The sequence below is a fragment of the Salinivibrio proteolyticus genome, assembly GCF_027286365.1.
In the GTDB taxonomy this organism is placed as follows: Bacteria; Pseudomonadota; Gammaproteobacteria; order Enterobacterales; family Vibrionaceae; genus Salinivibrio; species Salinivibrio proteolyticus.
The window spans coordinates 268,828-293,986 of record NZ_CP114584.1; the positions used below are offsets into that span (position 1 = coordinate 268,828).

At 50.8% G+C, this 25,159-nt stretch carries 29 protein-coding genes; 20 read left to right on the forward strand and 9 right to left on the reverse strand.

Going from position 1 to position 25,159, the window contains the following annotated elements; all coding sequences use genetic code 11:
* The first annotated feature begins 19 nt into the window (after positions 1–19).
* The 5 genes from N7E60_RS01285 (at position 20) to N7E60_RS01305 (ending at position 5,443) form a co-directional block, all read left to right on the forward strand.
* Positions 20–595 (forward strand): anthranilate synthase component II, encoded by a 576-nt coding sequence (locus N7E60_RS01285; protein ID WP_077640976.1) that lies wholly within the window; start codon positions 20–22, stop codon positions 593–595.
* A 292-nt stretch (positions 596–887) separates the two neighbouring features.
* Positions 888–2,105, forward strand: a complete 1,218-nt coding sequence (locus tag N7E60_RS01290; RefSeq protein ID WP_069590935.1) for an aspartate aminotransferase family protein — start codon at positions 888–890, stop codon at positions 2,103–2,105.
* Positions 2,106–2,134: 29 nt separating this feature from the next.
* On the forward strand, positions 2,135–3,157 hold the full coding sequence (astA, locus tag N7E60_RS01295) for an arginine N-succinyltransferase (protein ID WP_069590937.1): 1,023 nt from the start codon (positions 2,135–2,137) through the stop codon (positions 3,155–3,157).
* A gap of 2 nt (positions 3,158–3,159) precedes the next feature.
* Entirely contained in the window at positions 3,160–4,638 is a 1,479-nt protein-coding gene (gene astD, locus N7E60_RS01300; RefSeq protein ID WP_077640977.1) for a succinylglutamate-semialdehyde dehydrogenase, read from the forward strand.
* Between the two features lie 10 nt (positions 4,639–4,648).
* Complete coding sequence (locus N7E60_RS01305; protein WP_069590940.1) at positions 4,649–5,443, forward strand: DUF1338 domain-containing protein; 795 nt, start codon at positions 4,649–4,651, stop codon at positions 5,441–5,443.
* Positions 5,444–5,494: 51 nt separating this feature from the next.
* Here N7E60_RS01305 and N7E60_RS01310 read toward each other — a convergent pair whose 3' ends face one another.
* The 7 genes from N7E60_RS01310 to N7E60_RS01340 form a co-directional block, all read right to left on the reverse strand.
* The gene (locus N7E60_RS01310) at positions 5,495–6,361 is read right to left on the reverse strand and encodes a type 2 periplasmic-binding domain-containing protein (protein ID WP_269597934.1); all 867 of its coding nucleotides are present in this window, start codon (positions 6,359–6,361) and stop codon (positions 5,495–5,497) included.
* 129 nt (positions 6,362–6,490) lie between these two features.
* Positions 6,491–7,123, reverse strand: coding sequence for a cAMP-activated global transcriptional regulator CRP (crp, locus tag N7E60_RS01315; RefSeq protein WP_002535199.1), 633 nt, complete (start codon positions 7,121–7,123; stop codon positions 6,491–6,493).
* Positions 7,124–7,374: 251 nt separating this feature from the next.
* Positions 7,375–8,244 (reverse strand): phosphoribulokinase, encoded by an 870-nt coding sequence (locus N7E60_RS01320; protein ID WP_069589567.1) that lies wholly within the window; start codon positions 8,242–8,244, stop codon positions 7,375–7,377.
* A gap of 59 nt (positions 8,245–8,303) precedes the next feature.
* Positions 8,304–8,522: a YheU family protein gene (locus tag N7E60_RS01325; RefSeq protein ID WP_069589565.1), complete on the reverse strand. Its 219-nt coding sequence runs from the start codon at positions 8,520–8,522 to the stop codon at positions 8,304–8,306.
* 147 nt (positions 8,523–8,669) lie between these two features.
* Positions 8,670–9,632 carry a hydrolase gene (locus N7E60_RS01330; protein ID WP_269597935.1) on the reverse strand — a complete coding sequence of 321 codons (963 nt, stop codon included), beginning with the start codon at positions 9,630–9,632 and terminating at the stop codon, positions 8,670–8,672.
* The gene (locus tag N7E60_RS01335) at positions 9,619–10,164 is read right to left on the reverse strand and encodes a TIGR02444 family protein (protein ID WP_096630649.1); all 546 of its coding nucleotides are present in this window, start codon (positions 10,162–10,164) and stop codon (positions 9,619–9,621) included. Before N7E60_RS01335 ends, N7E60_RS01330 begins: the two co-directional genes overlap by 14 nt.
* Positions 10,107–12,035, reverse strand: a complete 1,929-nt coding sequence (locus tag N7E60_RS01340) for an ABC transporter ATP-binding protein (RefSeq protein ID WP_269597938.1) — start codon at positions 12,033–12,035, stop codon at positions 10,107–10,109. The genes N7E60_RS01335 and N7E60_RS01340 overlap by 58 nt, the downstream gene beginning before the upstream one ends.
* A gap of 176 nt (positions 12,036–12,211) precedes the next feature.
* On the opposite strand from N7E60_RS01340, the gene kefG reads away from it, so the two are divergent.
* The 4 genes from kefG to slyD are packed head-to-tail and all read left to right on the forward strand — an operon-like array spanning position 12,212 to position 15,337.
* A complete protein-coding gene (gene kefG, locus N7E60_RS01345) occupies positions 12,212–12,796 on the forward strand; it encodes a glutathione-regulated potassium-efflux system ancillary protein KefG (protein WP_269597939.1) in 585 nt (194 codons plus the stop codon).
* Positions 12,786–14,585: a glutathione-regulated potassium-efflux system protein KefB gene (kefB, locus tag N7E60_RS01350; protein WP_269597940.1), complete on the forward strand. Its 1,800-nt coding sequence runs from the start codon at positions 12,786–12,788 to the stop codon at positions 14,583–14,585. Before kefG ends, kefB begins: the two co-directional genes overlap by 11 nt.
* A 9-nt stretch (positions 14,586–14,594) precedes the next feature.
* A complete protein-coding gene (locus N7E60_RS01355) occupies positions 14,595–14,798 on the forward strand; it encodes a YheV family putative zinc ribbon protein (RefSeq protein ID WP_077455134.1) in 204 nt (67 codons plus the stop codon).
* 50 nt (positions 14,799–14,848) lie between these two features.
* The gene (gene slyD, locus N7E60_RS01360; protein WP_077455135.1) at positions 14,849–15,337 is read left to right on the forward strand and encodes a peptidylprolyl isomerase; all 489 of its coding nucleotides are present in this window, start codon (positions 14,849–14,851) and stop codon (positions 15,335–15,337) included.
* Between the two features lie 95 nt (positions 15,338–15,432).
* On the opposite strand, the gene N7E60_RS01365 is transcribed toward slyD, so the two are convergent.
* Both N7E60_RS01365 and N7E60_RS01370 read right to left on the reverse strand, forming a co-directional pair.
* On the reverse strand, positions 15,433–15,654 hold the full coding sequence (locus tag N7E60_RS01365) for a SlyX family protein (RefSeq protein ID WP_069589556.1): 222 nt from the start codon (positions 15,652–15,654) through the stop codon (positions 15,433–15,435).
* Positions 15,655–15,671: 17 nt separating this feature from the next.
* Positions 15,672–16,655, reverse strand: coding sequence for a WD40 repeat domain-containing protein (locus tag N7E60_RS01370; RefSeq protein ID WP_096630660.1), 984 nt, complete (start codon positions 16,653–16,655; stop codon positions 15,672–15,674).
* A gap of 126 nt (positions 16,656–16,781) precedes the next feature.
* On the opposite strand from N7E60_RS01370, the gene fkpA reads away from it, so the two are divergent.
* From fkpA to bfr, 11 genes are all read left to right on the forward strand, one after another.
* Positions 16,782–17,570 (forward strand): FKBP-type peptidyl-prolyl cis-trans isomerase, encoded by a 789-nt coding sequence (fkpA, locus tag N7E60_RS01375; protein ID WP_069589552.1) that lies wholly within the window; start codon positions 16,782–16,784, stop codon positions 17,568–17,570.
* Positions 17,571–17,695: 125 nt separating this feature from the next.
* On the forward strand, positions 17,696–18,418 hold the full coding sequence (locus N7E60_RS01380) for a helix-turn-helix transcriptional regulator (protein ID WP_077455137.1): 723 nt from the start codon (positions 17,696–17,698) through the stop codon (positions 18,416–18,418).
* The gene (gene tusD, locus N7E60_RS01385) at positions 18,415–18,807 is read left to right on the forward strand and encodes a sulfurtransferase complex subunit TusD (protein WP_069589550.1); all 393 of its coding nucleotides are present in this window, start codon (positions 18,415–18,417) and stop codon (positions 18,805–18,807) included. Before N7E60_RS01380 ends, tusD begins: the two co-directional genes overlap by 4 nt.
* A gap of 8 nt (positions 18,808–18,815) precedes the next feature.
* Positions 18,816–19,169 carry a sulfurtransferase complex subunit TusC gene (gene tusC / locus N7E60_RS01390; protein WP_269597941.1) on the forward strand — a complete coding sequence of 118 codons (354 nt, stop codon included), beginning with the start codon at positions 18,816–18,818 and terminating at the stop codon, positions 19,167–19,169.
* 9 nt (positions 19,170–19,178) lie between these two features.
* Positions 19,179–19,469 carry a sulfurtransferase complex subunit TusB gene (gene tusB, locus N7E60_RS01395; RefSeq protein WP_077640986.1) on the forward strand — a complete coding sequence of 97 codons (291 nt, stop codon included), beginning with the start codon at positions 19,179–19,181 and terminating at the stop codon, positions 19,467–19,469.
* Positions 19,470–19,648: 179 nt separating this feature from the next.
* Positions 19,649–20,023: a 30S ribosomal protein S12 gene (rpsL, locus tag N7E60_RS01400; protein WP_069589545.1), complete on the forward strand. Its 375-nt coding sequence runs from the start codon at positions 19,649–19,651 to the stop codon at positions 20,021–20,023.
* 97 nt (positions 20,024–20,120) lie between these two features.
* Positions 20,121–20,591: a 30S ribosomal protein S7 gene (gene rpsG / locus N7E60_RS01405; protein ID WP_069589544.1), complete on the forward strand. Its 471-nt coding sequence runs from the start codon at positions 20,121–20,123 to the stop codon at positions 20,589–20,591.
* A 75-nt stretch (positions 20,592–20,666) separates the two neighbouring features.
* Positions 20,667–22,763 carry an elongation factor G gene (gene fusA, locus N7E60_RS01410; RefSeq protein WP_269597942.1) on the forward strand — a complete coding sequence of 699 codons (2,097 nt, stop codon included), beginning with the start codon at positions 20,667–20,669 and terminating at the stop codon, positions 22,761–22,763.
* Between the two features lie 103 nt (positions 22,764–22,866).
* Positions 22,867–24,051: an elongation factor Tu gene (gene tuf, locus N7E60_RS01415; RefSeq protein WP_096630667.1), complete on the forward strand. Its 1,185-nt coding sequence runs from the start codon at positions 22,867–22,869 to the stop codon at positions 24,049–24,051.
* A gap of 214 nt (positions 24,052–24,265) precedes the next feature.
* Entirely contained in the window at positions 24,266–24,457 is a 192-nt protein-coding gene (bfd, locus tag N7E60_RS01420; protein ID WP_069590747.1) for a bacterioferritin-associated ferredoxin, read from the forward strand.
* 81 nt (positions 24,458–24,538) lie between these two features.
* Entirely contained in the window at positions 24,539–25,027 is a 489-nt protein-coding gene (gene bfr / locus N7E60_RS01425) for a bacterioferritin (protein ID WP_077458530.1), read from the forward strand.
* Positions 25,028–25,159 lie beyond the last annotated feature (132 nt).

Sequence of the window (25,159 nt, forward strand, 5' to 3'; positions counted from 1 at the left end):
AATCGGATGGCGCAGCACAGTGCTTCTTATCATCGATAATTACGACTCCTTTACCTATAACCTCTATCAGTACTTTTGCCAACTGGGCGTGGACGTGTGTGTCAAACGCAATGACGAGTTGGCTATCGCAGACATTGAGGCGATGGAGCCCTCCCATTTAGTGATCTCTCCTGGTCCTTGTACGCCGAATGAGGCGGGGATTTCTCTCGAGGTCATTCGCCATTTTGCCGGACAGATACCGATTTTAGGCGTATGTCTTGGCCATCAGTCCATTGCACAGGTCTTTGGTGCGTCGGTGATCCGCGCCAATGCGGTGATGCACGGTAAGACGTCTTTGGTCGAACATGATCATCAAGGGGTATTTAACCGCTTACCCAGTCCGTTTACCGTCACTCGGTATCACTCGTTGGTGGTTGACCCGCAAACCCTGCCTGATTGTTTGACCGTGACAGCGACCACCACTGAGCCCGATGGTCGCCAAATCATTATGGGATTGAAGCACCGAACCTTGCCAATTGAGGGGGTACAATTCCATCCGGAGAGCATTTTGACTGAACATGGCCATGACTTACTGGCGAATTTCTTACAGCAATAGTTACAAAAAATAGCGATCTTTATCACTATTTTCACATTTCGTTTTTTCTGATTTGATTATCAGTGGCTGCAACCTTATGCAGCCATCACCGTTATCCCGCACCACTCATGCCTTACAGGCATCTCAGCCTTGCTGATTAGGCGCTTCTCTCGCCTCACACTTTGTGCATAACTATATCTCTAATCTGCATGGTATTTGTTATTCTGCTGAAAAGAAAAAATAATCTGCTATTGCCGCGGTTAAAAGAATGTAAATACTATGCGTCATGGAAAAAACACAGAAGGATTGAGTGATGACGATGGACAAAAAAGTAGAACGTAAACTCTTTGATGAAGTGATGGTACCTTGCTACAACCCGATGCCCATGATCCCAGATCACGGCAAAGGCTCCCGCATTTGGGACCAAGAAGGGCAAGAGTACGTCGACTTTGCGGGTGGGATTGCGGTGAGCTGTTTGGGCCATTGTCATCCCGTCATGGTGGATGCGTTGACTGAGCAAGCTCAAAAGCTTTGGCACTTAAGCAACGTCATGACGAATGCACCTGCATTGCGTCTCGCAAAGCGCCTCACTGAGTTGTCATTTGCGGATCGTGTTTTCTACGCAAACTCTGGCGCCGAAGCGAACGAAGCAGCACTAAAGTTGGCACGCCGCTGGGCAAAAGAAGAACACGGAGAGCATAAAAGCGAAATCATTGCGTTTAGCAAAGGTTTCCATGGTCGCACCTTCTTCACGGTCACCGTGGGCGGTCAACCGGCTTATTCTGACGGTTTTGGTCCTAAGCCGGGAGATATTACCCACCTGCCATACAATGACTTAGCCGCGCTGGCTGATCATATCTCTGATCGCACTTGTGCGGTGATGATGGAGCCACTGCAAGGTGAAGGCGGCATTATTCCTCCAGAGCCGGGTTTCTTGGAAGGTGTACGTGAACTGTGTGACAAACACAATGCCTTGCTGATCTTCGATGAAGTGCAAACCGGTAACGGCCGTACGGGCACCTTCTATGCGTATCAACAATCGGGCGTCGCTCCCGATATCTTAGCCACCGCTAAATCACTGGGTGGGGGGATCCCGATCGGTGCCATGTTGACCACCGAAGCCCTGGCGGCACACATGAAACCGGGGACGCATGGCTCAACCTATGGCGGTAACCCCTTGGCATGTGCGGTCGCAGAAGCGGTGGTGGAAGAAGTGACCAAACCCGAGGTCCTTGACGGTGTTATTGAGCGCGAACAGTGGTTCCGCGATGGCCTAGAAGCGATCAACGATAAATACGGCATCTTCAGTGAAGTGCGCGGTAAAGGTTTGTTGCTTGGCGCGGCACTCAACAAAGCATGGGAAGGGCGTGCGCGTGACATCTTAGTGGCGGCAGGTGAGGAAGGCTTGCTGGTGCTGGTCGCGGGCCCGAATGTGGTGCGTTTCACCCCATCATTGGTGATTACCAAAGCGGATATTGAAGAAGGCATGGCGCGCCTTGATCGTGCTATTGCGAAGGTCGTTGCTGCATAAGGCGGCCTTTACACTCGGAGGGATTTGAGATGTTAGTTATTCGGCCTATCCGTGCGTCAGATTTTGATGCACTGATGTTGTGTGCGGAAGAGTCCGGTCATGGATTTACCTCATTGCCGGTTGATGCCGATTTGCTACAAGGACGTATCAACAATTCGCTAGAAAGCTTTGCCAAACATGTCACTAGCCCGGGCATGGAAGGCTACCTGATGGTGGCCGAAGATACCGAAACGGGCGAGGTTGCAGGCACCACAGGGATCGAGGCGGCAATCGGCCTCGATAATCCCTTTTATAGTTATCACTTAACCAAAGTGGTGCATTCATCGCGCAAGCTCAATGTCCATAACATTGTTGAAGTGCTGACGTTTGGCAATAACTACACCGGAGCAACGGAAATTTGCACCCTGTTTTTGCGTCCTGAGTTTCGGGGTGGCCTCAACGGTAAACTGCTTTCCAAGTGTCGCTTCTTGATGCTCGCCGAGTTTCCTGAGCGCTTTGCGGATGTGGTGTTTGCCGAAATGCGTGGCGTGTCTGATGATGATGGCAACTCGCCGTTCTGGCAGTGGCTTAAGGACAACTTCTTTTCGATTGACTTTACTTTGGCCGACTACCTAACCGGTATCGGTGCGAAAGGGTTTATTGCCGATTTAATGCCTAAGTTGCCGATTTACGTCAGTCTGTTGAGTGAAGAAGCGCGTGCCGTGATTGGACAAGTGCACCCGAAAACACGGCCGGCACTGCGTCTGTTGGAGAAAGAAGGCTTTTCGTGTCGAGGATATGTCGACATCTTTGATGCCGGTCCAACGGTCGAGTGTTTGCGCCACAATATCGAATCGGTCCGCCATTCATTTAATGCGACTGCTAGCGTGCGTGAGCATAGCAGTGCTCAGCACTACTTAATTTCGAATACCGATTTTGCGGGCTTCCGCGCGACTGCGGCGAAAGCGGCACTTGATCCGGAAACCAATCACGTTGTGATTGCGCCAGAGGTTGCCGAAGCGCTGCAAGTTAAAGACGGCGATCGACTCCGTTTGATCGCGATGGAGGAGTAAGGATGACACATCAAACCGCAGGCCATTTGATCAATGGTGAATGGACGCCGGGTGAAGGCGACGTCATGACTTCGCTAAACCCTTTTGATAGCCGTTGTATTTGGCAAGGCAATGAAGCCACGAAACCGCAGGTTGAACAAGCGGTAAGCGCGGCACGACAAGCCTTTCTTACTTGGCGGAATACCGATTTTGCCGAGCGCCAAGCCTTGGTAGAACGCTTCGCTGAAATTGTGAAAGCCAATACCGACGATCTGGCGCGTACCATCGCTGAAGAAACCGGTAAGCCGTTTTGGGAAACCAAAACCGAAGTGGGCGCCATGGTGGGTAAAATTGCCATTTCGCTGCGCGCTTACCATGAACGTACAGGATCGCGGGAAAAAGACGTCAATGGCACGCAAGCTGTACTGCGTCATCGCCCCCTTGGTGTGATGGCAGTGTTTGGGCCGTATAATTTCCCCGGTCACTTGCCTAATGGCCATATTGTCCCGGCACTATTGGCCGGAAACAGTGTGGTTTTCAAGCCGTCTGAACTGACGCCTAAAGTGGCTGAACAAACCCTTGGCTACTGGTTAGAAGCCGGTCTACCTGCTGGGCTGATTAACTTGGTGCAAGGGGGCCGTGATACCGGCGAAGCGCTAGCACAAGCTCGAGGTATTGATGGCCTTCTATTTACCGGGAGCGCCAACACCGGACACATCCTCCATCGCCAGTTTGCCGGCCAACCGGACAAAATGCTGGCATTGGAAATGGGGGGCAATAACCCACTGGTTATCAGTGATAAACACAGTGGTGTGGATGCCACGGTTTATACCATTATTCAATCGGCTTACCTCAGTGCCGGTCAGCGTTGTACCTGTGCACGTCGTCTACTTCTTCCTGAAGGGGAGGTGGGTGACAAGATCTTGGCGCGCTTAGCGGCGTGGACTAAAACGATCCGTGTAGGCGGCCAGTTCGATGATCCGGCGCCCTTTATGGGCGCACAGATCTCTGTGGCGGCGGCTGAAGGGATCTTAGCCACTCAGCAAAAACTGATCGATCTCGGTGGCAAGCCAGTCGTGGCGTGTGAACATCGCCATGATGCCGTGATCTCGCCGGGGATCATTGATGTTAGCGGGATCGCCGAGTTACCCGATGAAGAATACTTCGGTCCTTTATTGCAGGTGCAGCGTTACACCGATATGGCTGATGCATTGACGAAAGCGAATGATACCCGCTATGGCTTATCGGCAGGCCTTATCAGTGACGACGATGGTGAATGGCAATACTTCCTTGACCATATTCGCGCCGGTATTGTAAACCGTAACCGTCAATTGACCGGTGCTAGTGGGGATGCACCATTTGGTGGTCCGGGCGCGTCGGGTAACCTGCGTCCAAGTGCTTATTATGCCGCCGATTATTGTGCCTACCCCATGGCATCGATGGAAGGCGAGCAGGTCACCTTGCCCGAGAGCTTTGCGCCGGGGATCACGCCTCTTGATTAAGGAGAACAACATGGATAGTTGCCAAGCGTTATTTGACAGATTGTGGCAAGACTACACCCAGCGTCTTTGCCCTTCTGCGCAGAAAGTGCATGGGTTGCTCGAAGAAGGCCAACCCCTGATCAATGATCATATTGCACTGCGCACCTTTGCACTGCCTAATGTGGGGCTGGACAAGCTTGCCCGTCCTTTTATTGCGTTGGGCTATGAGCCGAAAGGTGAGTATACCTTTGAAGCGAAGAAGCTCAACGCACGTCACTACGAGCATCCCGATCCCTTGATGCCGAAAGTGTTTATTAGTGAATTGATGGTGGGCCAATGCTCGACAACATTGCAATCTATCGTGCGCGACTTAGTGGCGAATGTGGATGATGATGCGCTGAAAGGGAGCGATTTTCTTCATCAAGGACGTTTGTGGGAGTTGGATTGGCAAACCTACAAGACGTTAGCGGATGAAAGTGAATATGCAGCTTGGGTGGCAGCGCATGGCTATGGGGCGAACCACTTTACCGTCAGCGTGAATCAGCTGAATAACCATGATAGCTGTCAAGCGGTCAACGATACCTTGCGCCAAAATGGGTTTACCATTAACGAATCTGGCGGGGAGGTCAAAGGGGATGCGTCAGTCTTTTTGGAGCAATCCTCGACGATGGCTGATCGCGTGCCGGTGCAATTTAGCGATGCACGCCATGATATTCCGGGTGGTTTCTACGAGTTTGCGAAACGGTATCCGCTTCCGGACGGTGAACTTTATCAAGGTTTTGTCGCCGCCTCGGCTGATAAAATCTTTGAAAGTACGCATCAATAGTGGCGAGAGACGAAAAGGAGAGCGATGCTCTCCTTTTTTAGTTGGCGGTGTTTAGCGACTTTCAATATCGAGCCAGAATGTATCGTCAATTGCCTGAGTCTCATTACTCAGATGTGGGTTGTCGACCCGAATAAAGGTGCGCTCACCAATATTGGCTTTCTCAAAGGTCTCTTTTACCAGAGGGGCATTCTCAAAAAATTCGATGAAGGATCCGTCTTGATAGGCGGCCGCAAAGGCATCGTTGAGCATGGTCGCTACCTCTGGGTTTTGGGGCGATACAAACAAGAACATTGGGAAGCGATAGATCAGCATTAAGTGCGGATCAACCAACAGATTTGTATATTGAGGTCGCTCTGCCAGCTCGCTAAAAGGTTCGATAAGCGCACGCGGGAAGAGGTCGGCCCGTCCGGTATCGACGCCTTTAAAGATATTCTCAAAGCTTGAGATTTCTCGAACCCGAAATCCCGCCGACTGCAAGACCTTCACATCCGCCCAGCCTTGCCCTTGGATCATGGTCAGACTATTGAGCCCTGCTTGGTCACTGATTTGTGCAAGCTTGGGTTCGGTGGCTTGATTGGTAATGAACAAGCGATGGCCTAATAGACCCCGAAAGACTGGATAACGGATGGGAAGTAACTCTGACTCAAGGGTACGGTCGGCCCCGAGCCAATCTACCGTCAGTCGTCCTTGTTTTAGCATTTCCACTTTACGAGACTGAGAGCCAATTTGGCCTTGAAAGGCCTGTAAAGTGACAGACTCACCCGATTTTTCCGCTAAAAACTCAATCAAGTCGATAGCGTATAAATCGAGGGCAGAGCCAGCCCGTGGTTCTGGATGGACAATGGTGATATTCGCCGCAGCAGTTGAAGAAACCGCCGCGAGTAGCAATGCAGCAAGGGTTTGACGTAAGCTTCTCATAAACGACATCCTGTTAATCAGTTGTTAGATGGGTCGTTTCTGAAGTGTAGAACTTAGGTAATGAGTTTCCAGTCAATAAAAATAAAAAAACCGACGCAAAAGCGCCGGTTTTGTCGCAACACGCGAGGATTAGCGTGTGCCGTAAACCACAATGGTTTTACCGTGAGCTGAGATAAGGTTCTGCTCTTCCAGCATTTTAAGGATACGCCCAACCGTCTCACGCGAACAGCCAACAATCTGACCAATCTCTTGACGCGTGATCTTGATTTGCATGCCGTCAGGGTGAGTCATGGCGTCAGGTTGCTTCGCCAAGTTCAGTAGGGTTTGCGCAATGCGGCCGGTCACGTCCAGGAAGGCAAGGTCTCCCACTTTCTGGCTGGTCACTTGCAGGCGACGCGCCATCTGAGAGGATAGACGCATCAAAATGTCTGGGTTAACTTGGATCAGCTGGCGGAATTTCTTGAATGAAATTTCTGCCACTTCGCAAGGTGATTTCGCACGTACCCATGCGGTGCGCTCTTGGTCCTCTTCGAACAGACCAAGTTCGCCGATGAAGTCACCTTGGTTAAGGTAAGACAGGATCATCTCCTTGCCTTCTTCATCTTTGATTAGTACGGCCACAGAACCTTTCACGATGTAGTACAAGGTCTCCGCCTTTTCCCCTGCATGGATCAGAGTACTTTTGGACGGGTACTTGTGAATATGACAATGTGAAAGGAACCACTCGAGTGTAGGGTCTGTTTGAGGTTTTCCTGGAACCATATAACTTATTTCCTCTGCATGTGTTGCCCGGCAACGACGTCCTGTCTTTGTCTGAATGGAAACCCATCAGTCCAATGCACAGAATACGAGGTCTTGGCGCAGGCTACAAGCTCACTGTATGTTAACAAGAGTGTATCTTTTTTCTATCTGGATTTCTTGATTTTGATCTAAGCCAACCGCCTAAAAAATCGGCAAAAATGTGGCTAAGATCACGACCTGAGAAGTAATACACGTTAAGTGCGCTACGGCGGTTAACCTATCTTGCCTTTCTCAATCAACTGTTGGATCAAGGGGCGAATAATCAGCTCCATCGCAAATCCCATTTTACCGCCGGGCACGACCAGCGTGTTGTGCCGAGACATAAAGGCGCCACTGATCATTTGCAGTAAATAAGGAAAATCGACGTTCTTCATGCCACGAAAGCGGATCACAACAAAGCTTTCGTCGAGTGAAGGGATCCCTTTTGCATTCAGCGGGTTGGATGTGTCTACGGTCGGGACACGTTGGAAGTTAATATGTGTGCGAGAAAACTGCGGCGTAATGTAGTGTAAATAATCATCCATGGAGCGCACGATCGAGTCCGTGACAGCCTCGCGGGAATGGCCTCGGTCGCGCGTATCGCGGACAAACTTTTGAATCCACTCCAAGTTAACGATAGGCACCATGCCGATCAGTAAATCAACATGTTGGGCGACATTGACGTCACCATCCACCACCCCGCCATGCAAGCCTTCATAAAATAATACGTCGGTATTTTCAGGCAGATCTTGCCAGGGGGTGAAAGTGCCCGGCATTTGGTTATAAGGCACGGCTTCATCAAAGGTGTGTAGATAACGACGGTATTTACCTGTGCCTTGTTCGCCATATTCTTTAAAAAATTGCTCAAGGCGTGGGAAATCGTTGGCCGTGGGACCAAAGTAGCTAATATGACGACCTTGTTCACGGGCTTTACGGATCTCAACATCCATTTCTGGCCGCGTGAAGCGGTGAAAGCTATCGCCCTCTAACCAAGAGGCTTTGATGTTCATCATATTGAACATCTTACGAAACGCTTCGGAGGTCGTGGTTGTGCCTGCGCCGGATGAACCGGTCACAGCGATGATTGGGTGTTTAGCCGACATGACGAGCCCTGTCATTGATCAGTCTGAATTTACACCGCAGCCCACAAGGGGAGGCGGTGTTACGGTCTGAGATCGCGCTGACGACGAATATCCACTGTCTCATGCAGCTCAGAGTATACAATCACGGCGTCGCCGGATTTTAATTGTTCACGCACTTGTTCAACTTTCTCAGCAAAGCTGACTTCCTGCTCACCGTAATCTGTCCCTTCCCGCAACACAAAGTGTTCAATTAAATTGGTCAAGGTCTCGGCTGGCACAGATTGCCATGGAACCATCATACTACATCACCTTTTGCTGACATCGGGATGGCACGGACGCCATCTCCATGCTTAGGTTGTGAATTAGCTCCCATTTTACCGAATTATGCGTGTAGGTGCAGTGTGTCTATGTCGATTTAGTCACAATTTATCGTGACGATTGGGGCATCAGGTGTCGAGTTGCTCAGCTATCCACGCGGGCACTGCCTCTTCCAACCATAAACGCGGTGCACGCCAATGGCCAGTGACAAACCCAACATGTCCGCCATGGTCAGTGAGTTGATAGCGTATATTGGCCGGTAATGGCGTGGTTGGGATCACCGCATCAGTCATAAAAGGATCGTCTTTGGCATGAATGATGGTCAAAGGGGCGCGGATCGCAGGCAATACGGATAAGCCACTGCATTGCTGGTAGTAATGATGTGCGTCCTCAAACCCATGCAGTGGTGCGGTGACGGTTTGATCAAACTCGAATAAGGTCGAAATACGGGGCTGCTCGCCAGCTTGCCAACGACCCACTTGGGCGTGTCGCGTAAGCTTATCTGACAGGGTTTGTCGCATTGAGCGAAGCAGGTACGCTTGGTAGACACGTGAGAATCCTTGCTGAATGCGTAACGAGCAGGCGGCAAGGTCTAAGGGGGGTGACACTGCGCAGCCGCTGGAGACAATCGGATCATCCGCATACTCTGCCAAATAGCGCACCAGCATGTTGCCGCCTAGCGATACGCCCACGGCATGAATGGGATGCTGAGGATAACGCATGCGTAATGTGGTCAAAAAATAGCGCGCATCCTGTGTCTCGCCTGAGTGATAAGTGCGCGGGACGCGGTTTAAGCGGCCACTGCAACTACGAAAGTGCATCACCACACCGCACCAGCCTTGGCGCTGAAAAGCAGCCAGTAATCCATTCGCGTACGGGTTATGAAAACTGCCAGCGAGGCCATGAAAAAGGGTCACTATCGGTTGGCCGGGCTGAGGCGTCTGCGTCCAAGCGAGATCGACGAAATCACCATCCGGTAAATCCAGCTGCTGCCATAAAGGAGAGATCACGGGTTGCCGCCGCATCAGCCGTGGCATGATGGTTTGTAGATGAGGATTACGGGCGCTGGGAATCGGTTCAAAGGGCGTCATCAGCGTCTCCTTGCTCATCGTCTTTGATCACACTGGCGCGCAGAGCGGGATAGAGCGATTTGGCCGAGGGCGAGAGCTGACGGCAATAATACGCCAACGGCGAGGGCGACTCGGTCAGCCATGTTTGTTGATTCAAGGCGTGGATGAGGTCTTGTTGTTGGAACTTCTCGAGGCTGAGCTCGAAATTCAGCATTTTTTTATATTGTCCCGCGCCAACGCGCGGTTTGATATCGCGACGTAGGTTGCGGTAGGCAATCAGCAAATGCTCAGAGCGGCTGAGCGATTGTTTAAGTTGGCTGAGGCTCTCTGGGGCAAGGCCATAGCCATGGCTTTCCAGCCAAGCCAGCAACAGGGCAAGGTTGACGTTGCCCTGATGCTGATCTTGCAATTTAAGACACGCCTGTTTGACGTCTTGCTTGCCATAGTGTTGCAAACAAAACTGCCACAGGTCGGCTGCATTCGCTTGGCCGGGAATTAGGCTTGATTGAATGCCGCCTCCATGGCTTCCAGTTCTTCCTGTCGCTCCATCCATTCTTGCTCTACCTCTTCCAGCGCTGATTTGGCATCAGCCTGGCGTTGTAATTGTTCCGCGAGTTGGGCTTTTTGGTCTGCGCCATAAATTGTTGGGTCGGCCAGTTTGGTCTCTGCATCGGCAATAATGGCAGAGAGCTGTTCGATTTTTGTGTCTAGGCTGTCAATTTTTTTACGAAGTGGCGCGGTTTTTTGGCGAAGTTCGGCCTCGCGACGCTTTTGTGCCTTACGATCGACCTGACGTTGCTGGGGGGCGGCTTTGTCATCGGCGTTTTGTTTTTTACTTTCCGCGCGGTCGGCACGCTGTTGCTCGCCAAGCCAGCGATGGTAGTCGTGTAAGTCACCGTCAAAGGGTTGCACCGCGCCGTTGTCGACAAGATAAAGATCGTCGGTGGTCGCGCGCAGCAAAAAGCGATCATGGCTTACGATCACCATCGCCCCTTCAAACGATTGTAGGGCAAGCGTCAAGGCTTGGCGCATATCTAAATCAAGGTGGTTAGTCGGTTCGTCAAGCAGCAGCAGGTTTGGCTTTTGCCACACCAATAACGCTAATACCAAGCGAGCCTTCTCGCCTCCCGAAAAGGGACCAATGGTCTCAAGCGCTTTATCACCCTGAAAGCCAAAGCGCCCTAAGAAGTCACGTAGCGTTTGCTCGGCTGTGGTGGGCGCAAGGCGATTCATATGTTGCAGTGGGGTTTCGTCAATGCGCAACGTGTCGAGTTGATGCTGCGCAAAATAGCCAATTTTTACCCCTTGGGAGTAACTGAGCTCACCGGCCATGGCTGGCAAGGTGCCAGCAAGGAGTTTGATCAGCGTAGACTTACCCGCACCATTGCGGCCCAACAAACCAATACGCGCGCCAGGGACCAGGTTGAGGCGGATATTTTCCACAATCGGGGTCTTGTCGTACCCCGCAGCGACCTTATCCATCATCAAGATAGGATTTGGGAGCGCATCTGGGGTGAAAAAGGTAAAGCTAAATGGATTATCGTATTGCGCCGGTAACACCTTTTCCATCCGCTCCAGTGCCTTAATCCGGCTTTGCGCTTGGCGCGCCTTTGAGGCTTTATACCGAAAGCGGTCGATGTAAGATTGCATGTGGGCAATCTGCTTTTTTTGCTTTTCAAACTGCGCTTGTTGTTGCGCCAGCTTCTGCGCCCGCATCTGCTCGAAGTGGGAATAATTGCCCGTGTATTCATTTAGCTGTTGATGCTCAATGTGAATAATGCGGTTGACCACAGGGTCAAGAAAGTCACGGTCGTGAGAAATCAGTACCAAGGTACCGGGGTATTGCTGCAGCCATTTTTCTAGCCACATCACGGCATCTAAATCGAGGTGGTTGGTTGGCTCATCAAGCAGCAAGAGGTCGGAACGGCACAGCAGTGCTTGGGCAAGGTTTAAGCGCATCCGCCAGCCGCCCGAAAATTGCGTGAGGGACCATTGCATCTGCGCCTGACTAAAGCCCAAACCATCGAGCAAACTGGCAGCGCGCGCCTCAATACTATAGCCACCAATGGCATCCAGTTTATCGTGTAAGGTCGCCACGGCATGACCGTCATCGCGTTGTTCCGCATCCGCTAAGGCCATCTGCAGTTCACGGTATTCAGCATCGCCATCAATGACATACTCGAGCGCACTTTTTTCCAGTGCGGGCGTTTCTTGCGCCACCCATGCTACTTGCCATTGGCTAGGATAATGATAGCTGCCTGCATCTAACGTCAGCTGGTGGCGAAGCAGTGCAAACAAGCTGGATTTGCCACAGCCGTTTTTGCCGACCAATCCGACTTTGTCGCCGGGATGGATGGTGGCAGAAGTATGATCGAGCAGTGGCTTGCCACCGCGCAGTAATTGGATGTCAGAAAAGCTAATCATGATTATTCAGTGCGCTAGTGTGGTTTGGGTGCGTCGTCGTTATACCAGCTTGGTGCGGGGATTGCCAAATTTCCCCGCCAGTCGGCCTAACTGGCGCGATCTGTGTTGTGTGTTTTGTGTGTTAAGGTTAAAAACAAGCATGAAAACTGACTCTTGCCGTGATAACAAGGATGCCTATGCCCAATGACAAGGATGCACATCAAGACCCCGCGTCGGTGTTGGTGATCTTTGCCCATCCCGACCCCGATCAGTCGGTGGCGAACCGACGTCTGCTTGCCGCTATCTCTTCGTTTTCGCATGTGACTGTTCACGATATTTACGCAACTTATCCCGACTTTGTGGTTGATGTGCACGATGAGCGCCGACGGGTGCAACAAGCTGATGTGATCGTTTTTCAACACCCGCTACAAATGTATTCCTGTCCGGCGTTATTGAAAGAATGGATTGATGTGGTGCTAGGCAAAGGCTTTGCGCATGGCGAGGGAGGCGATGCGCTAGCAGGAAAAACCTGCCGTTTTGTCGTCACCACCGGAGGGGCGGCTGAGGCGTTCACCAAAAGCGGATACAACAAGTATTCGATGCAAGAGCTTCTCCAACCGTTTGAGCTGACCGCCGCCCTGTGCCGCATGACGTGGCTCCCGCCGCTGGTCTTGCACTGGGCACGCCGTGTGAGTGATGCCGACCGGGATGCGTTTGCGGAACTGTATGCCGATTGGATTCGTGATCCGCTCGCCCATGCGGGAGGTGAGCATGGAGCATAACTTGCTGTCCGCGGCCTTTATTTTTCTGTTAGCGGCGGTGATTGCCGTCCCACTCGCGCAGCGGTTAGGGATGGGCTCGGTATTAGGCTATCTGATGGCCGGCATCGTGATTGGACCATGGGGGCTCGGGCTTATCAGCGATGTGGAGTCTATTCTCCATTTTTCTGAATTCGGGGTGGTATTGCTGCTGTTTCTGATTGGCTTGGAGCTGAATCCTAAAAAACTGCTGCAGATGCGTCGGCCGATACTGGGCCTGGGCGGCAGCCAAGTGGTGGTGACTACCTTGGTGATAGGTGCCGTCGGGGTGATGTTTGGACTGACGGAACGGCAGGGCTTTATTGTGGGTATGGCCATGGCGCTTTCCTCCACCGCCATTGCGATGAAAATTATGGAAGATCAGCGCCTTATGCGCAGTGAATCCGGTCAAGCAGGGTTTGCGATTCTGTTGTTTCAAGATATCGCGGTCATCCCCATGTTAGCGGTGATGCCCGCACTGGCAGGAGGCAGCCTCGGCAGCTGGTTAGATGTGCTATGGATGTTTATGGGCATTGGCGCGCTGTTGGTTGGCGGGCATTTCTTGCTTCGGCCTCTATTCCGTTTGGTGGTCATGAGCGGGGTCAGCGAGCTGTTTAACGTGGCAGCACTGGCCTTGGTGATTGGCATTGCGCTTGCGATGCAGCAGTTGGGTCTTTCGATGGCGTTAGGTTCGTTCCTAGCAGGTGTGCTGCTTGCGGAGAGTGAGTATCGCCACGAACTCGAAACCGCCATCGACCCCTTTAAAGGGTTGCTGTTAGGGCTGTTTTTTATTGCGGTCGGGATGGCGGTGGATTTAGGTCTACTGCTTGAATATCCGCTGACTTTGCTCGGTGCGGTACTTGCACTGGTGTGCGGTAAGGCGTTACTTATCTATCTGCTTGCGCGTCTATTTGGTGTGGCACCTAAAGCGCGCAGTCAAATGGCGGTGTTGCTTAGCCAAGGCGGTGAATTTGCTTTCGTGATCTTTACGGCGGCACGCGCAGAAGGGTTACTCAGCCAAGAATTGAATGCCTTCTTGCTGGTGGTGGTGAGTCTGTCGATGATGACCACCCCCTTGATGCTTACCTTGCAGCAACGCTGGTTTGAACGCACCTTTAATGAACCGGAAGAGTTACCGCCACAGACGCAATTTGATCAACATGACGCGCGCGTCATCATCGCGGGCTTTGGTCGGTTTGGTCAGGTGGTCGGTCGGTTGATGTTTGCCAACAAAATTGGTGTCACCATCTTGGAACGTGATCCCACCCAAATCAAACTGTTACGCAAGTTCGGGTATGATGTGTATTACGGTGATGCGACGCAGCTTGATTTACTTCGGGCGGCAGGGGCGCAAAGCGCAGAGGCGATTGTGATTTGCACCGACTCGCCGGATGAAGTGATGGAGATTGTTGATCTTTGTCAGCGGCATTTCCCTAACTTAAAGATATTAGCGCGAGCACGAAGTCGGGTGGAGGCTTATCAGCTCATGGGCTTAGGCGTCGAAACCTTGTCGCGGGAGACATTTCTTGGCGCGCTTGATTTAGGTCGACAGACGCTAGAGTCTTTGGGAATGCACCCTTACAAAGCAAAACGTGCCGAGGTGTTGTTCCGCAAGCTAGATATGCGGGTATTGCAAGACCTCTTACCCCAGCACAATGAAGATATGGTTGCCGCTTCACGCGTGAAAGAGGCGCGTAAAGAATTGGAAGAGATCTTTGATCGGGAAATGCGTGGTGATATTGAGCGCCACCAGAGTTGGAACCGAGATGAATAGGATGGAATTGTGAAAAAGCGCTTTATTGCCGGGGCGGCGTGCCCCAAATGTCAGCGTCAAGACACCTTGCGAGTCTGGCGCGAAAACAATATTGACAAAGTGGAATGTGTCAGCTGCGATTACCATGAGAGTCGGCTTCCGGATTCGGCACAGCAGTCACAGTCTGAAACCCCGCCGGCAGAGAATGTCATTGGGATCTTTAAACCGGAGTAGGGAATCCGTTATCATCGGCAGTCCATTAACCTTCCGGTCTCGGAGCGAGCATGAAAATTGCAAATGATGTGGTGGTCAGCCTGGCCTACCAAGTAAAAAATGAAGACGGTGCGTTAGTTGATGAATCAACAGCGCAAGAACCCCTCCAGTACCTACACGGTCACCGTAACCTGATCGTTGGTCTGGAAAAGGCACTGGAAGGTCGTGAGAAAGGCGACGCGTTTGAAGTGACCGTAGGTCCTGACGATGCATACGGTGAGTATCAAGAAGCCATGGTACAACGCGTACCGGCGAACGTATTCCAAGGCGTAGACCAAGTGGAAGTCGGCATGCGCTTTATGGCGGAAACTGACCAAGGTCAGATCCCGGTTGAAGTCACCGAAGTTGACGGTGACGAAGTTGTTGTTGATGCCAACCACATGCTGGCAGGCCAAACTCTGTCATTCTCTGTGGAAGTGGTTGATCTACGTGCAGCAACCGAAGACGAAATTGCTCATGGCCATATTCACCAAGAAGGTGGCTGCGGTCACGATCACTAATCAGTGATTAGCAACGAGAAAAGGCGCCGGTTTGGCGCCTTTTTTTATTTCATATCCGCCGTCTTTAGGCGTGTATCGACACCAGCGCTTGGCCATTAATAATGCGGCGGTGGGGTTTCTTCCGATTGGCTGGCGATGTTGGCCGGCGCAACGTCCTTCAGTTTGCCGACCAAATACTGAATTTGCACTGTCATACGCTCAATATCGCCTTGCTGTTGGGTGAGAGCGTCATTGAGCTGTTCTATTGTGTCTTCTTGAAACGCGACCTTGCACTCCAGATCGTCAATTTGTTGCTGTAATTTGCCAATCTCACTCATTTTTGTTTCTCACTGCATTAAGGGGTGTCGGTTAACCAAGCCTGGGCGATACCCGCCGAGGTACCGGATATCACACGGCCGGTTGGGTCGATGGCGACATCATACACGACCGCGCTGGGAGGGCGAGTATTGGGTTGTGCCAATGCCTCCCAACGTCCTAGATTCTCACCGGTCTGAACATTCCAAAGCTCGACCCGCTGTGAGGGGGTGCCTGTGGCGAGTCGGCGGCCGTCATCGGAAAAGCGTGCACTGGCATAAATCGCTTGGCGCGCAAAGATATCTAGTTGACTGACTTTTTCACCGCTGGGTAAGGCCCAGATAATCGCTTGATTGCTGCCATCTGAGACAAAGGCATACTTTCCTTCCCGTTGCAGCGCCACTTGCTTCACCCGTTGGTCATAAGGAAAGTCGTTGATAATTTGCCCGGAATTAGTGTCCCAAAAATAGGCATGATGGTCATTGCCCCCTGAGAGGACGTAAGCGCCGTTCGGGGAAATGGCGACTGCATTGACTTTATCGCGATGGGCAAGGAACTCTAAGCGTCTTCCTGTGCCTAAGTCGATGAATAGCGCTTTGCCGTCCGACATCGCGAGGACCACTTTTTGGCCGTTGTTGCTGATAGCCGCATCACGGATAATGCCTTCAGAGACCGACCACAAGCCCTCGGCTTGGCTCCAGGCAAGATCCCAGACAGCAAAATTTTGCGCGGTCGCGGTGATGGCATAGCGTTTATTGTCGGAGATATGGCTGACCACCACAGGGTTCGCATTGGGATCTTGGGGCCCAAGATCCGCCAGCTTTTGGTTGGTGACCAGATCCCACAGCACAATGTCGGTTTCTTCGGAGGCGAGCAGCGCAAATCGCCCGTCTCTACTCAGGCTAAAGCTGGTGGCGCCTTCAGGATGGATTGACCAACGCTGGGCTTCTTTGCCAGACTGCCAACAGCCAGTTAGCGTGATGGCGATGAGAAAAATGCAAACAATGTGGCGAATTTTGGGCATGATGCTTGAGTTCCGAAACGTGCAGCCATATAACCACGAGTATATTGATAGAATCAGGCTTTCGCATTGTTGATGCGTCAGTGACAACCATACGAGGATTTATCCTTACCATCAACGGAGTACCCAATGAAATCAGTAATGAAGATGTCGCTACTCGCGGCAACCGTTGCCCTTGCCGTCGGCTGTCAACAAGACGACGCCAACGTCGAGCAGACGAACCAAGCCGCTGAGCAGGCGCAAGCGGAAGCGTCGTTTGCTAATGATGACGACAAGGCAGCCTACGCGATTGGTGCGTCTTTAGCGCAATACCTCAACGCCAACCTAGAGCAACAAGCCGACATCGGTTTGGATTTAGATAAAGAGTTGGTATTGCAAGGGGTGCAGGACGTCTTTAATGGCGAATCCAAGCTGACCGACGAGCAAGCGCAAGCGGCACTGCAGTCACTCGATCAACGCGTGACTGAGCTGGCCCAGCAACAAGCCAAAGAGAAAGCAGAAGCTGCGCTGGCTGACGGTGAAAAGTATCGCACTGAATTTGCGAGCCAAGAGGGCGTGAAAGAAACCGAATCTGGCTTGTTATACAAAGTGGATAGCTTAGGTGACGGTAAAAAACCCGCGGCGGAAGACACTGTGGTGGTGCACTACAAAGGCACGCTAACAGATGGTACCCAATTTGATAGCTCTTACGATCGTGGCGAGCCAGCAACCTTCCCGCTTAATCGTGTGATCCCAGGTTGGACCGAAGGGGTGCAGCTGATGCCAGTTGGATCTAAATTTACCTTCGTGATCCCGCCAGAGCTGGCTTACGGTGACCAAGATACGGCGTCCATTCCTGCGAACTCAACGCTTGTGTTTGATGTTGAGCTACTGGAAATCAAAGACGATGCCAACAAAGAGAAGGCGAGTGAAGGGTAAACCTGACGCTTGTTTTCGCGCCAAAATGCCTCGGCTTTGCCGGGGCTTTTGCTTTTTTAGGGCCGGATTCTGTTAAACTTGGCTGAGATAAACACAGATTCACTGTCGAATAAGGATAGGCGTACGTGGTACCGACAGAGCATTTTGGCGCAGAAATCATGACAGAAAGCGAGCTCATTGAGCCGAATCCATTTACTGCGCAAGACAGTGTGATTTTACACTCTTATGCCGCGGTCGTAGACGGCTTGGCTGCGCTGATTGGCGAGCATTGTGAAATCGTATTGCACTCGCTAGAAGACTTGAACAAGTCAGCAATCAAAATTGCCAATGGTGAAAACACCGGTCGCCAAGTGGGGTCTCCCATCACGGATTTGGCCTTACGGATGTTGCGGGACATTGAGGGGTCTGAGCGTAATTTTTCTCACGCCTACTTTACGCGCGCGAAAAGCGGCACCTTAATGAAATCGATCACGGTTGCCATCCGCAATGGTGAAAGCCGCATTATCGGGCTGTTATGTATCAATATAAACTTGGATGCCCCTTTCTCTCAGGTGCTGCAAGCGTTTATGCCTGATGATCAAGCCAAGCAAGCCGCGTCATCGGTTAACTTTGCCAGTGATGTAGAAGAGCTGGTGGACCAAACCGTTGAGCGTACCATTGAAGAAGTCAACGCGGATAAAAGTGTGTCTAATAACACCAAGAACCGCCAAATTGTGATGGCGCTGTATGATAAAGGGATCTTTGATATCAAAGATGCTATTCACCGTGTCGCTGATAGGCTCAACATATCGAAGCACACTGTGTATCTTTACGTGCGCCAACGCAAAACGGGAGATGGGGAAAAATGAGCCTCAATTACGTACTCGTGGTCTCAGAGCCGGCTTATGGGACGCAACTTGCGCGTACGGCCTATCAATTTGCGTGTGCGGCCATTGCCAAAGGGCACAGTGTCAGCAAAGTGTTTTTCTACCAAGATGGTGTATTAAACGGGGCTGCGACAACGGTGCCTGCGAATGACGAATTTGACTTGGTTAATGCATGGCAGACTTTAGCCAATGAACATCAGGTTCAACTCGAAACCTGTGTGGCTGCCGCATTACGCCGCGGTATTGTGAGCGAGCAAGAAGCGATGCAGCATGGCTTGTCACAAGCGAACCTAGCTGATGGGTATCAACAAGCCGGTCTCGGAGCCTTAGCAGAAGCTTTGTTGACTGCCGATCGTGTACTGCAATTTTAAGAGGACGTATGCAACTCGGGTTTGTTTTTTCAACCGCACCGCATGGTTCCGCGAGCGGACGAGAGGGGTTAGATGCGCTATTAGCGGCGTCAGCCTTTTGCGAAACGATTAGCGTGTTCTTCATTGGCGATGGGGTGATGCAATTGATTGATGGGCAGCGCCCAAGCACAGTGCTGAGTCGCGATTATATTGCCAGCTTTAAAATGCTACCGCTGTGTGATGTAGAAGATATCTATATTTGCCAAGCGTCACTGATGGCGAGAGGCATGGGTGATGCGGCGCGCGTGTTGACGGGCGAAGTGCTGGAACGTGAGCATATTCAGGCAAAGCTCGCTCGCTGCGATCGCATTCTGCATTTTTAAGAGAGTCAGATGCTACATATTATCAAATCGTCCCCTTATGCAACGCATGCGCTGTCGCACTGTTTGGCGTATGCCACTCCTGACAGTGTCATTGTCTTGATCAATGATGCTGTCCTCGGCGCACTGGCCGATAGCCCTCTGGGTGCGGCGCTTTTTACAGATAACCGTTCGGTTTATGTGCTAGAAGAAGATGTGATGGCCCGCGGGGTGCAAGCGCATCTACATCCGCAAGTTAAACAGATTGATATGCAAGGCTTGGTTCAACTCACTGAGGATCACGTCACGCAAATGACATGGTGATCGACTAGGCTATCGAAGGATAAAAATGCCTTCCTTGCTATCGGTGAAAAAACAGACGATGCAAAGATCTCTGTATAAATCTTGACACCCTATAAGTCGGCGCCTAAAATTTCGCGTCCCCGTTTTATTGGGGATAGATTTTTCACACTTATACGTTAAGTAATATCAGGAGCTATTTAATGGCAACTATTAACCAGCTGGTACGCAAACCACGCCTGAAGCAAGTTGCGAAAAGCAACGTGCCTGCGCTGGAAGCGTGTCCGCAAAAACGTGGTGTTTGTACTCGTGTTTACACCACTACGCCAAAAAAACCAAACTCAGCACTGCGTAAAGTATGCCGTGTGCGTTTGACTAACGGTTACGAAGTAACCTCATACATCGGTGGTGAAGGCCACAACCTGCAAGAGCACAGCGTTGTGCTTATCCGCGGCGGTCGTGTAAAAGACTTGCCGGGTGTGCGTTACCACACTGTTCGTGGCGCACTTGACTGTGCAGGCGTTAACGGCCGTAAACAAGGTCGTTCTAAGTACGGTGTGAAGCGTCCTAAGTCTTAATGGATTCCGTTAAGTAAGGCCAAACACTCAAACAATTGAATTTTGAAAAAACTGAAAAGTTTTGGATAAAACCTGAAGAAGACAACGGAGATAATCCATGCCACGTCGTCGCGTAATTGGTCAGCGTAAAATTCTTCCAGATCCTAAGTTCGGATCAGAATTGCTGGCAAAATTTGTGAACATCCTGATGGTTGACGGTAAGAAGTCAACTGCTGAAAAAATCGTTTACGGTGCACTAGACATCATGGCTGAGCGTTCTGGTAAAGAGCACTTGGCTGTATTCGAACAAGCTCTTGAAAACGTACGCCCAGCGGTCGAGGTTAAATCTCGCCGTGTAGGTGGTTCAACTTACCAAGTACCAGTAGAAGTACGTCCTGTGCGTCGTAACGCGCTGGCTATGCGTTGGTTGGTTGAAGCTGCTCGTAAGCGTGGTGAAAAATCTATGGCTCAGCGCCTGGCCAACGAGATGCTTGATGCGTCTGAAAACAAAGGTACTGCTGTTAAGAAACGTGAAGACGTTCACCGTATGGCAGACGCGAACAAAGCGTTCGCACATTACCGCTGGTAATGCCTTCATGGCGCGTCACTTCGGTGGCGCGCCGAACCCATTTTCTAAGGTTAACCTTAGTAAGAGGATACTATTGTGGCTCGTAAAACCCCTATCGAGCGCTACCGTAACATCGGTATTTGTGCTCACGTAGACGCCGGTAAAACCACCACTACCGAACGAATCCTGTTCTACACAGGCGTTAACCACAAGATTGGTGAGACCCACGACGGCGCGTCTACCATGGACTGGATGGAGCAGGAGCAAGAGCGTGGTATTACCATCACCTCTGCAGCAACCACCACTTTCTGGCAAGGTTCAGATCACCAATTCGAACAACACCGTGTTAACATCATCGACACCCCAGGACACGTTGACTTCACTATCGAAGTAGAGCGTTCACTGCGTGTTCTTGATGGTGCAGTTGTTGTTTTCTGTGGTTCTTCTGGTGTTGAGCCTCAGTCTGAAACCGTATGGCGTCAGGCTGACAAATATGAAGTTCCACGCATGGTTTTCGTCAACAAGATGGACCGTGCGGGCGCAGACTTCCTACGCGTTGTTGATCAAATCAAAAACCGTCTTGGCGCGACCCCTGTGCCAATTCACTTGAATATCGGTGCTGAAGACGAGTTCAAGGGCGTTATTGACCTGATCAAAATGAAAGCTATCAACTGGAATGAAGAAGACATGGGTATGACTTATACCTATGAAGAGATTCCAGCTGAACTTCAAGAGCAAGCAGAAGAGTGGCACAACTTCTTGATTGAGTCTGCTGCAGAAGCGTCTGAAGAGCTGATGGACAAGTACCTTGAAGATGGTGAATTGTCTGAAGAAGAAATCAAGAAGGCGCTGCGTCAGCGTACTCTAGATAACGAAATCGTATTGGCAACCTGTGGTTCTGCATTTAAGAACAAAGGTGTTCAGGCGGTACTGGATGCGGTTATCGAATTCCTACCTTCACCAATCGACGTTAAGTCAATCAAAGGTGAAGACGAAGACGGCAACCCAATTGAGCGTCACGCAGACGACAAAGAACCGTTCTCCGCGCTGGCATTCAAAATTGCAACTGACCCATTCGTAGGTACGCTGACCTTTATGCGTGTTTACTCGGGCGTTGTAAGCTCAGGCGACACTGTTTACAACTCTGTTAAGCAGAAGCGTGAGCGCCTAGGCCGTATCGTGCAGATGCACTCGAACAAGCGTGAAGAAATCAAAGAAATTCGCGCTGGTGACATCGCGGCCGCGGTTGGTCTAAAAGACGTAACCACGGGTGATACTCTGTGTGCGATGGATTCAAAAGTAATCCTAGAGCGTATGGAATTCCCTGATCCAGTTATTCAGATCGCGGTTGAGCCTAAGTCTAAAGCAGACCAAGAGAAAATGGGTATCGCGCTAGGTAAACTAGCAGCAGAAGATCCATCTTTCCGCGTTGAGTCTGACGAAGAGTCTGGCCAGACCCTGATTTCTGGTATGGGTGAGCTTCACCTAGACGTTATCGTTGACCGTATGCGTCGTGAGTTTAACGTTGAATGTAACGTTGGTAAGCCTCAGGTAGCGTACCGTGAAACTATCCGTGGTAGCACGGAAGTTGAAGGTAAGTTCGTTAAGCAGTCAGGTGGTCGTGGTCAGTTTGGTCACGTATGGCTGAAGCTTGAGCCATCTGAGCCAAACGAAGGCTTTGTCTTTGTTGACGAAATCGTTGGTGGTGTGGTTCCTCGTGAATACATCGGCGCGGTAGCGAAAGGCGTTGAAGAGCAAATGAAAAACGGTGTACTTGCCGGTTATCCAGTGCTCGACGTTAAAGCAACCCTGTACGATGGTTCTTACCACGATGTTGACTCCAACGAAATGGCGTTTAAGATCGCTGCATCAATGGCATTCAAGAAAGGTGCACTGCAAGCGCAACCTGTTATGCTTGAGCCAATGATGAAAGTAGAAGTAACTACGCCAGAAGAGTGGATGGGTGACGTTGTTGGTGACTTGAACCGTCGCCGTGGCCTGATTGGCGGTATGGACGAGGGCCCAGCGGGTCTGAAGATCGTACGTGCTCAGGTACCACTGTCTGAAATGTTCGGTTACGCCACTGACCTGCGTAGTGCAACTCAGGGTCGTGCTTCATACTCAATGGAATTCAGCGAGTATGGCGAAGTGCCTAAGAACATTGCCGACGCCCTGATTGCAGAGCGTAGCTAATTTTTATTAGTCTCGATGCCGGCGTGTTGTCGGCATCCAATACTGACTTCTGAGCTAGTTAGGTGTTGATACCTTTAGCTCACAACTAGGAAGGAAGACGATCGTGTCTAAAGAAAAATTTGAACGTACGAAACCGCACGTTAACGTTGGTACTATCGGCCACGTTGACCACGGTAAAACTACTCTGACTGCCGCTATCTGTACTGTACTTGCAAAAGTACACGGTGGTGCAGCGCGTGACTTCGCATCAATCGACAACGCACCAGAAGAGCGTGAGCGTGGTATCACCATCGCGACTTCGCACGTAGAATACGATACGCCAACTCGCCACTACGCGCACGTTGACTGCCCAGGGCACGCCGACTACGTGAAAAACATGATCACCGGTGCAGCGCAAATGGACGGTGGTATCCTAGTAGTAGCAGCGACTGATGGCCCAATGCCACAGACTCGTGAGCACATCCTGCTAGGCCGTCAGGTAGGCATCCCATACATCATCGTATTCATGAACAAATGTGACATGGTTGATGATGAAGAGCTGCTTGAGCTAGTTGAAATGGAAGTACGTGAGCTGCTTTCAGAGTATGACTTCCCAGGTGACGACTGCCCAGTAATCCAAGGTTCAGCACTAGGTGCTCTGAACGGTGAAGAGCAGTGGGAACAGAAGATTATTGAGCTAGCGGAAGCACTGGATTCTTACATCCCAGAGCCAGAGCGTGCGATCGACAAGCCGTTCATTCTGCCAATCGAAGACGTATTCTCAATCCAAGGCCGTGGTACTGTAGTAACTGGTCGTGTTGAGCAAGGCATCATCACCGTTGGTGACGAAGTAGAAATCGTGGGCATGAAAGACACCACCAAGACCACTTGTACTGGTGTTGAAATGTTCCGTAAGCTTCTAGACGAAGGCCGTGCTGGTGAGAACGTTGGTGTTCTTCTGCGTGGTACTAAGCGTGACGAAGTTGAGCGTGGTCAAGTACTGGCGAAGCCTGGTTCAATCACCCCGCACACTAAGTTCGAGTCAGAAGTGTACGTACTGTCTAAAGACGAAGGCGGCCGTCATACTCCGTTCTTCAAAGGCTACCGTCCACAGTTCTACTTCCGTACAACTGACGTGACCGGTACTATCGAACTGCCAGAAGGCGTTGAGATGGTAATGCCTGGTGACAACATCAAGATGGTTGTTGAGTTGATCGCGCCAATCGCGATGGACGAAGGTCTACGTTTCGCTATCCGTGAAGGTGGCCGTACCGTAGGTGCTGGTGTTGTTGCTAACATCATCGCGTAATGCGTTGAGTTAAACATACCACTGAAAAAGGAGCGCATTGCGCTCCTTTTTTTATGGCAGCACCCCAGACATTGACCGTATGGCGCTTTGGCTTTACGCGATCTTTTTTGCTTGTGTAGCTATTACGTAAATAATCAATTGTTATATAAAAACCCTTTACCTGAAGCGCAATGCAAACTATTCTCGTTATAGTTTATGTTGTAGGGTGAGAATAATGTTTGTATGTATTTGCCATGCTGTATCGGATAAAACCATTAAGCAGCTTGTGAATCAACAAGGCGTGACTAGCATTCGCGAACTGCGTCGGCTCACTCCGCTGGGTTCACAGTGTGGTAAATGTGTGCGTCAGGCCAAAGAGGTGATTCACGATCAGGTGCAAGTGATTACGTTACAGCAAGCGAGCTAACTCAGGAGTACTGAGTAAAATTTGACAGCCTCCTTATGGGTTCTACAGTTGATAAATAGAACCCATAAGGAGGCTTTTGCCATGAAAGGCGACCCAAAATCGATTGCGTTTTTAAATACCGTGCTCGGCAATGAACTTATTGCCATCAACCAGTACTTCCTTCATGCACGTATGTTCAAAGACTGGGGCTTAAAAGTCATTGCTCATAAAGAATATGAAGAGTCGATTGATGAGATGAAGCACGCGGACAAGTTGATTGAGCGCATCTTGTTCTTAGAAGGGATGCCGAACTTACAAGATTTAGGTAAATTACGTATCGGCGAAGATACGCAAGAAATTTTTGAGTGTGACCTCGCGCTAGAGATGCAGGCACACGAAGACTTGAAAGAAGCCATTGCCTACACCGAAAGCATACGCGATTACGTCTCGCGAGATTTGTTCCAGTATATTCTCGATGATGAGGAAGAACACATTGATTGGCTGGAGACTCAGCTAGGTCTGATTGAGAAAGTGGGACTCGAAAATTATAACCAAGCGCAGATGATTGAAGATGCGAGCGATAAAGACTAAGGCGAGGCTTACGCTATCGCGGTAGATGAACGCACCCCATGGGTGCGTTTTTGTTTGGGCTTATTTTTTAACCAAGACTTGCAATAGGGTGCGGCATCGGTATAATGCTGCGCACTGCTTAAGTCTTCGGAC

What these genes read in the sequence shown, in the direction of transcription:
- N7E60_RS01290 (WP_069590935.1), top strand. Translation starts at nt 888, where the DNA reads ATGACGATGGACAAAAAAGTAGAACGTAAACTCTTTGATGAAGTGATG.
- astA (WP_069590937.1), top strand. Translation starts at nt 2,135, where the DNA reads ATGTTAGTTATTCGGCCTATCCGTGCGTCAGATTTTGATGCACTGATG.
- astD (WP_077640977.1), top strand. Translation starts at nt 3,160, where the DNA reads ATGACACATCAAACCGCAGGCCATTTGATCAATGGTGAATGGACGCCG.
- N7E60_RS01305 (WP_069590940.1), top strand. Translation starts at nt 4,649, where the DNA reads ATGGATAGTTGCCAAGCGTTATTTGACAGATTGTGGCAAGACTACACC.
- N7E60_RS01310 (WP_269597934.1), bottom strand. Translation starts at nt 6,361, where the DNA reads ATGAGAAGCTTACGTCAAACCCTTGCTGCATTGCTACTCGCGGCGGTT.
- crp (WP_002535199.1), bottom strand. Translation starts at nt 7,123, where the DNA reads ATGGTTCCAGGAAAACCTCAAACAGACCCTACACTCGAGTGGTTCCTT.
- N7E60_RS01320 (WP_069589567.1), bottom strand. Translation starts at nt 8,244, where the DNA reads ATGTCGGCTAAACACCCAATCATCGCTGTGACCGGTTCATCCGGCGCA.
- N7E60_RS01325 (WP_069589565.1), bottom strand. Translation starts at nt 8,522, where the DNA reads ATGATGGTTCCATGGCAATCTGTGCCAGCCGAGACCTTGACCAATTTA.
- N7E60_RS01330 (WP_269597935.1), bottom strand. Translation starts at nt 9,632, where the DNA reads ATGACGCCCTTTGAACCGATTCCCAGCGCCCGTAATCCTCATCTACAA.
- N7E60_RS01335 (WP_096630649.1), bottom strand. Translation starts at nt 10,164, where the DNA reads ATGGATGGAGCGACAGGAAGAACTGGAAGCCATGGAGGCGGCATTCAA.
- N7E60_RS01340 (WP_269597938.1), bottom strand. Translation starts at nt 12,035, where the DNA reads ATGATTAGCTTTTCTGACATCCAATTACTGCGCGGTGGCAAGCCACTG.
- kefG (WP_269597939.1), top strand. Translation starts at nt 12,212, where the DNA reads ATGCCCAATGACAAGGATGCACATCAAGACCCCGCGTCGGTGTTGGTG.
- kefB (WP_269597940.1), top strand. Translation starts at nt 12,786, where the DNA reads ATGGAGCATAACTTGCTGTCCGCGGCCTTTATTTTTCTGTTAGCGGCG.
- slyD (WP_077455135.1), top strand. Translation starts at nt 14,849, where the DNA reads ATGAAAATTGCAAATGATGTGGTGGTCAGCCTGGCCTACCAAGTAAAA.
- N7E60_RS01365 (WP_069589556.1), bottom strand. Translation starts at nt 15,654, where the DNA reads ATGAGTGAGATTGGCAAATTACAGCAACAAATTGACGATCTGGAGTGC.
- N7E60_RS01370 (WP_096630660.1), bottom strand. Translation starts at nt 16,655, where the DNA reads ATGCCCAAAATTCGCCACATTGTTTGCATTTTTCTCATCGCCATCACG.
- fkpA (WP_069589552.1), top strand. Translation starts at nt 16,782, where the DNA reads ATGAAATCAGTAATGAAGATGTCGCTACTCGCGGCAACCGTTGCCCTT.
- tusD (WP_069589550.1), top strand. Translation starts at nt 18,415, where the DNA reads ATGAGCCTCAATTACGTACTCGTGGTCTCAGAGCCGGCTTATGGGACG.
- tusC (WP_269597941.1), top strand. Translation starts at nt 18,816, where the DNA reads ATGCAACTCGGGTTTGTTTTTTCAACCGCACCGCATGGTTCCGCGAGC.
- tusB (WP_077640986.1), top strand. Translation starts at nt 19,179, where the DNA reads ATGCTACATATTATCAAATCGTCCCCTTATGCAACGCATGCGCTGTCG.
- rpsL (WP_069589545.1), top strand. Translation starts at nt 19,649, where the DNA reads ATGGCAACTATTAACCAGCTGGTACGCAAACCACGCCTGAAGCAAGTT.
- rpsG (WP_069589544.1), top strand. Translation starts at nt 20,121, where the DNA reads ATGCCACGTCGTCGCGTAATTGGTCAGCGTAAAATTCTTCCAGATCCT.
- bfd (WP_069590747.1), top strand. Translation starts at nt 24,266, where the DNA reads ATGTTTGTATGTATTTGCCATGCTGTATCGGATAAAACCATTAAGCAG.
- bfr (WP_077458530.1), top strand. Translation starts at nt 24,539, where the DNA reads ATGAAAGGCGACCCAAAATCGATTGCGTTTTTAAATACCGTGCTCGGC.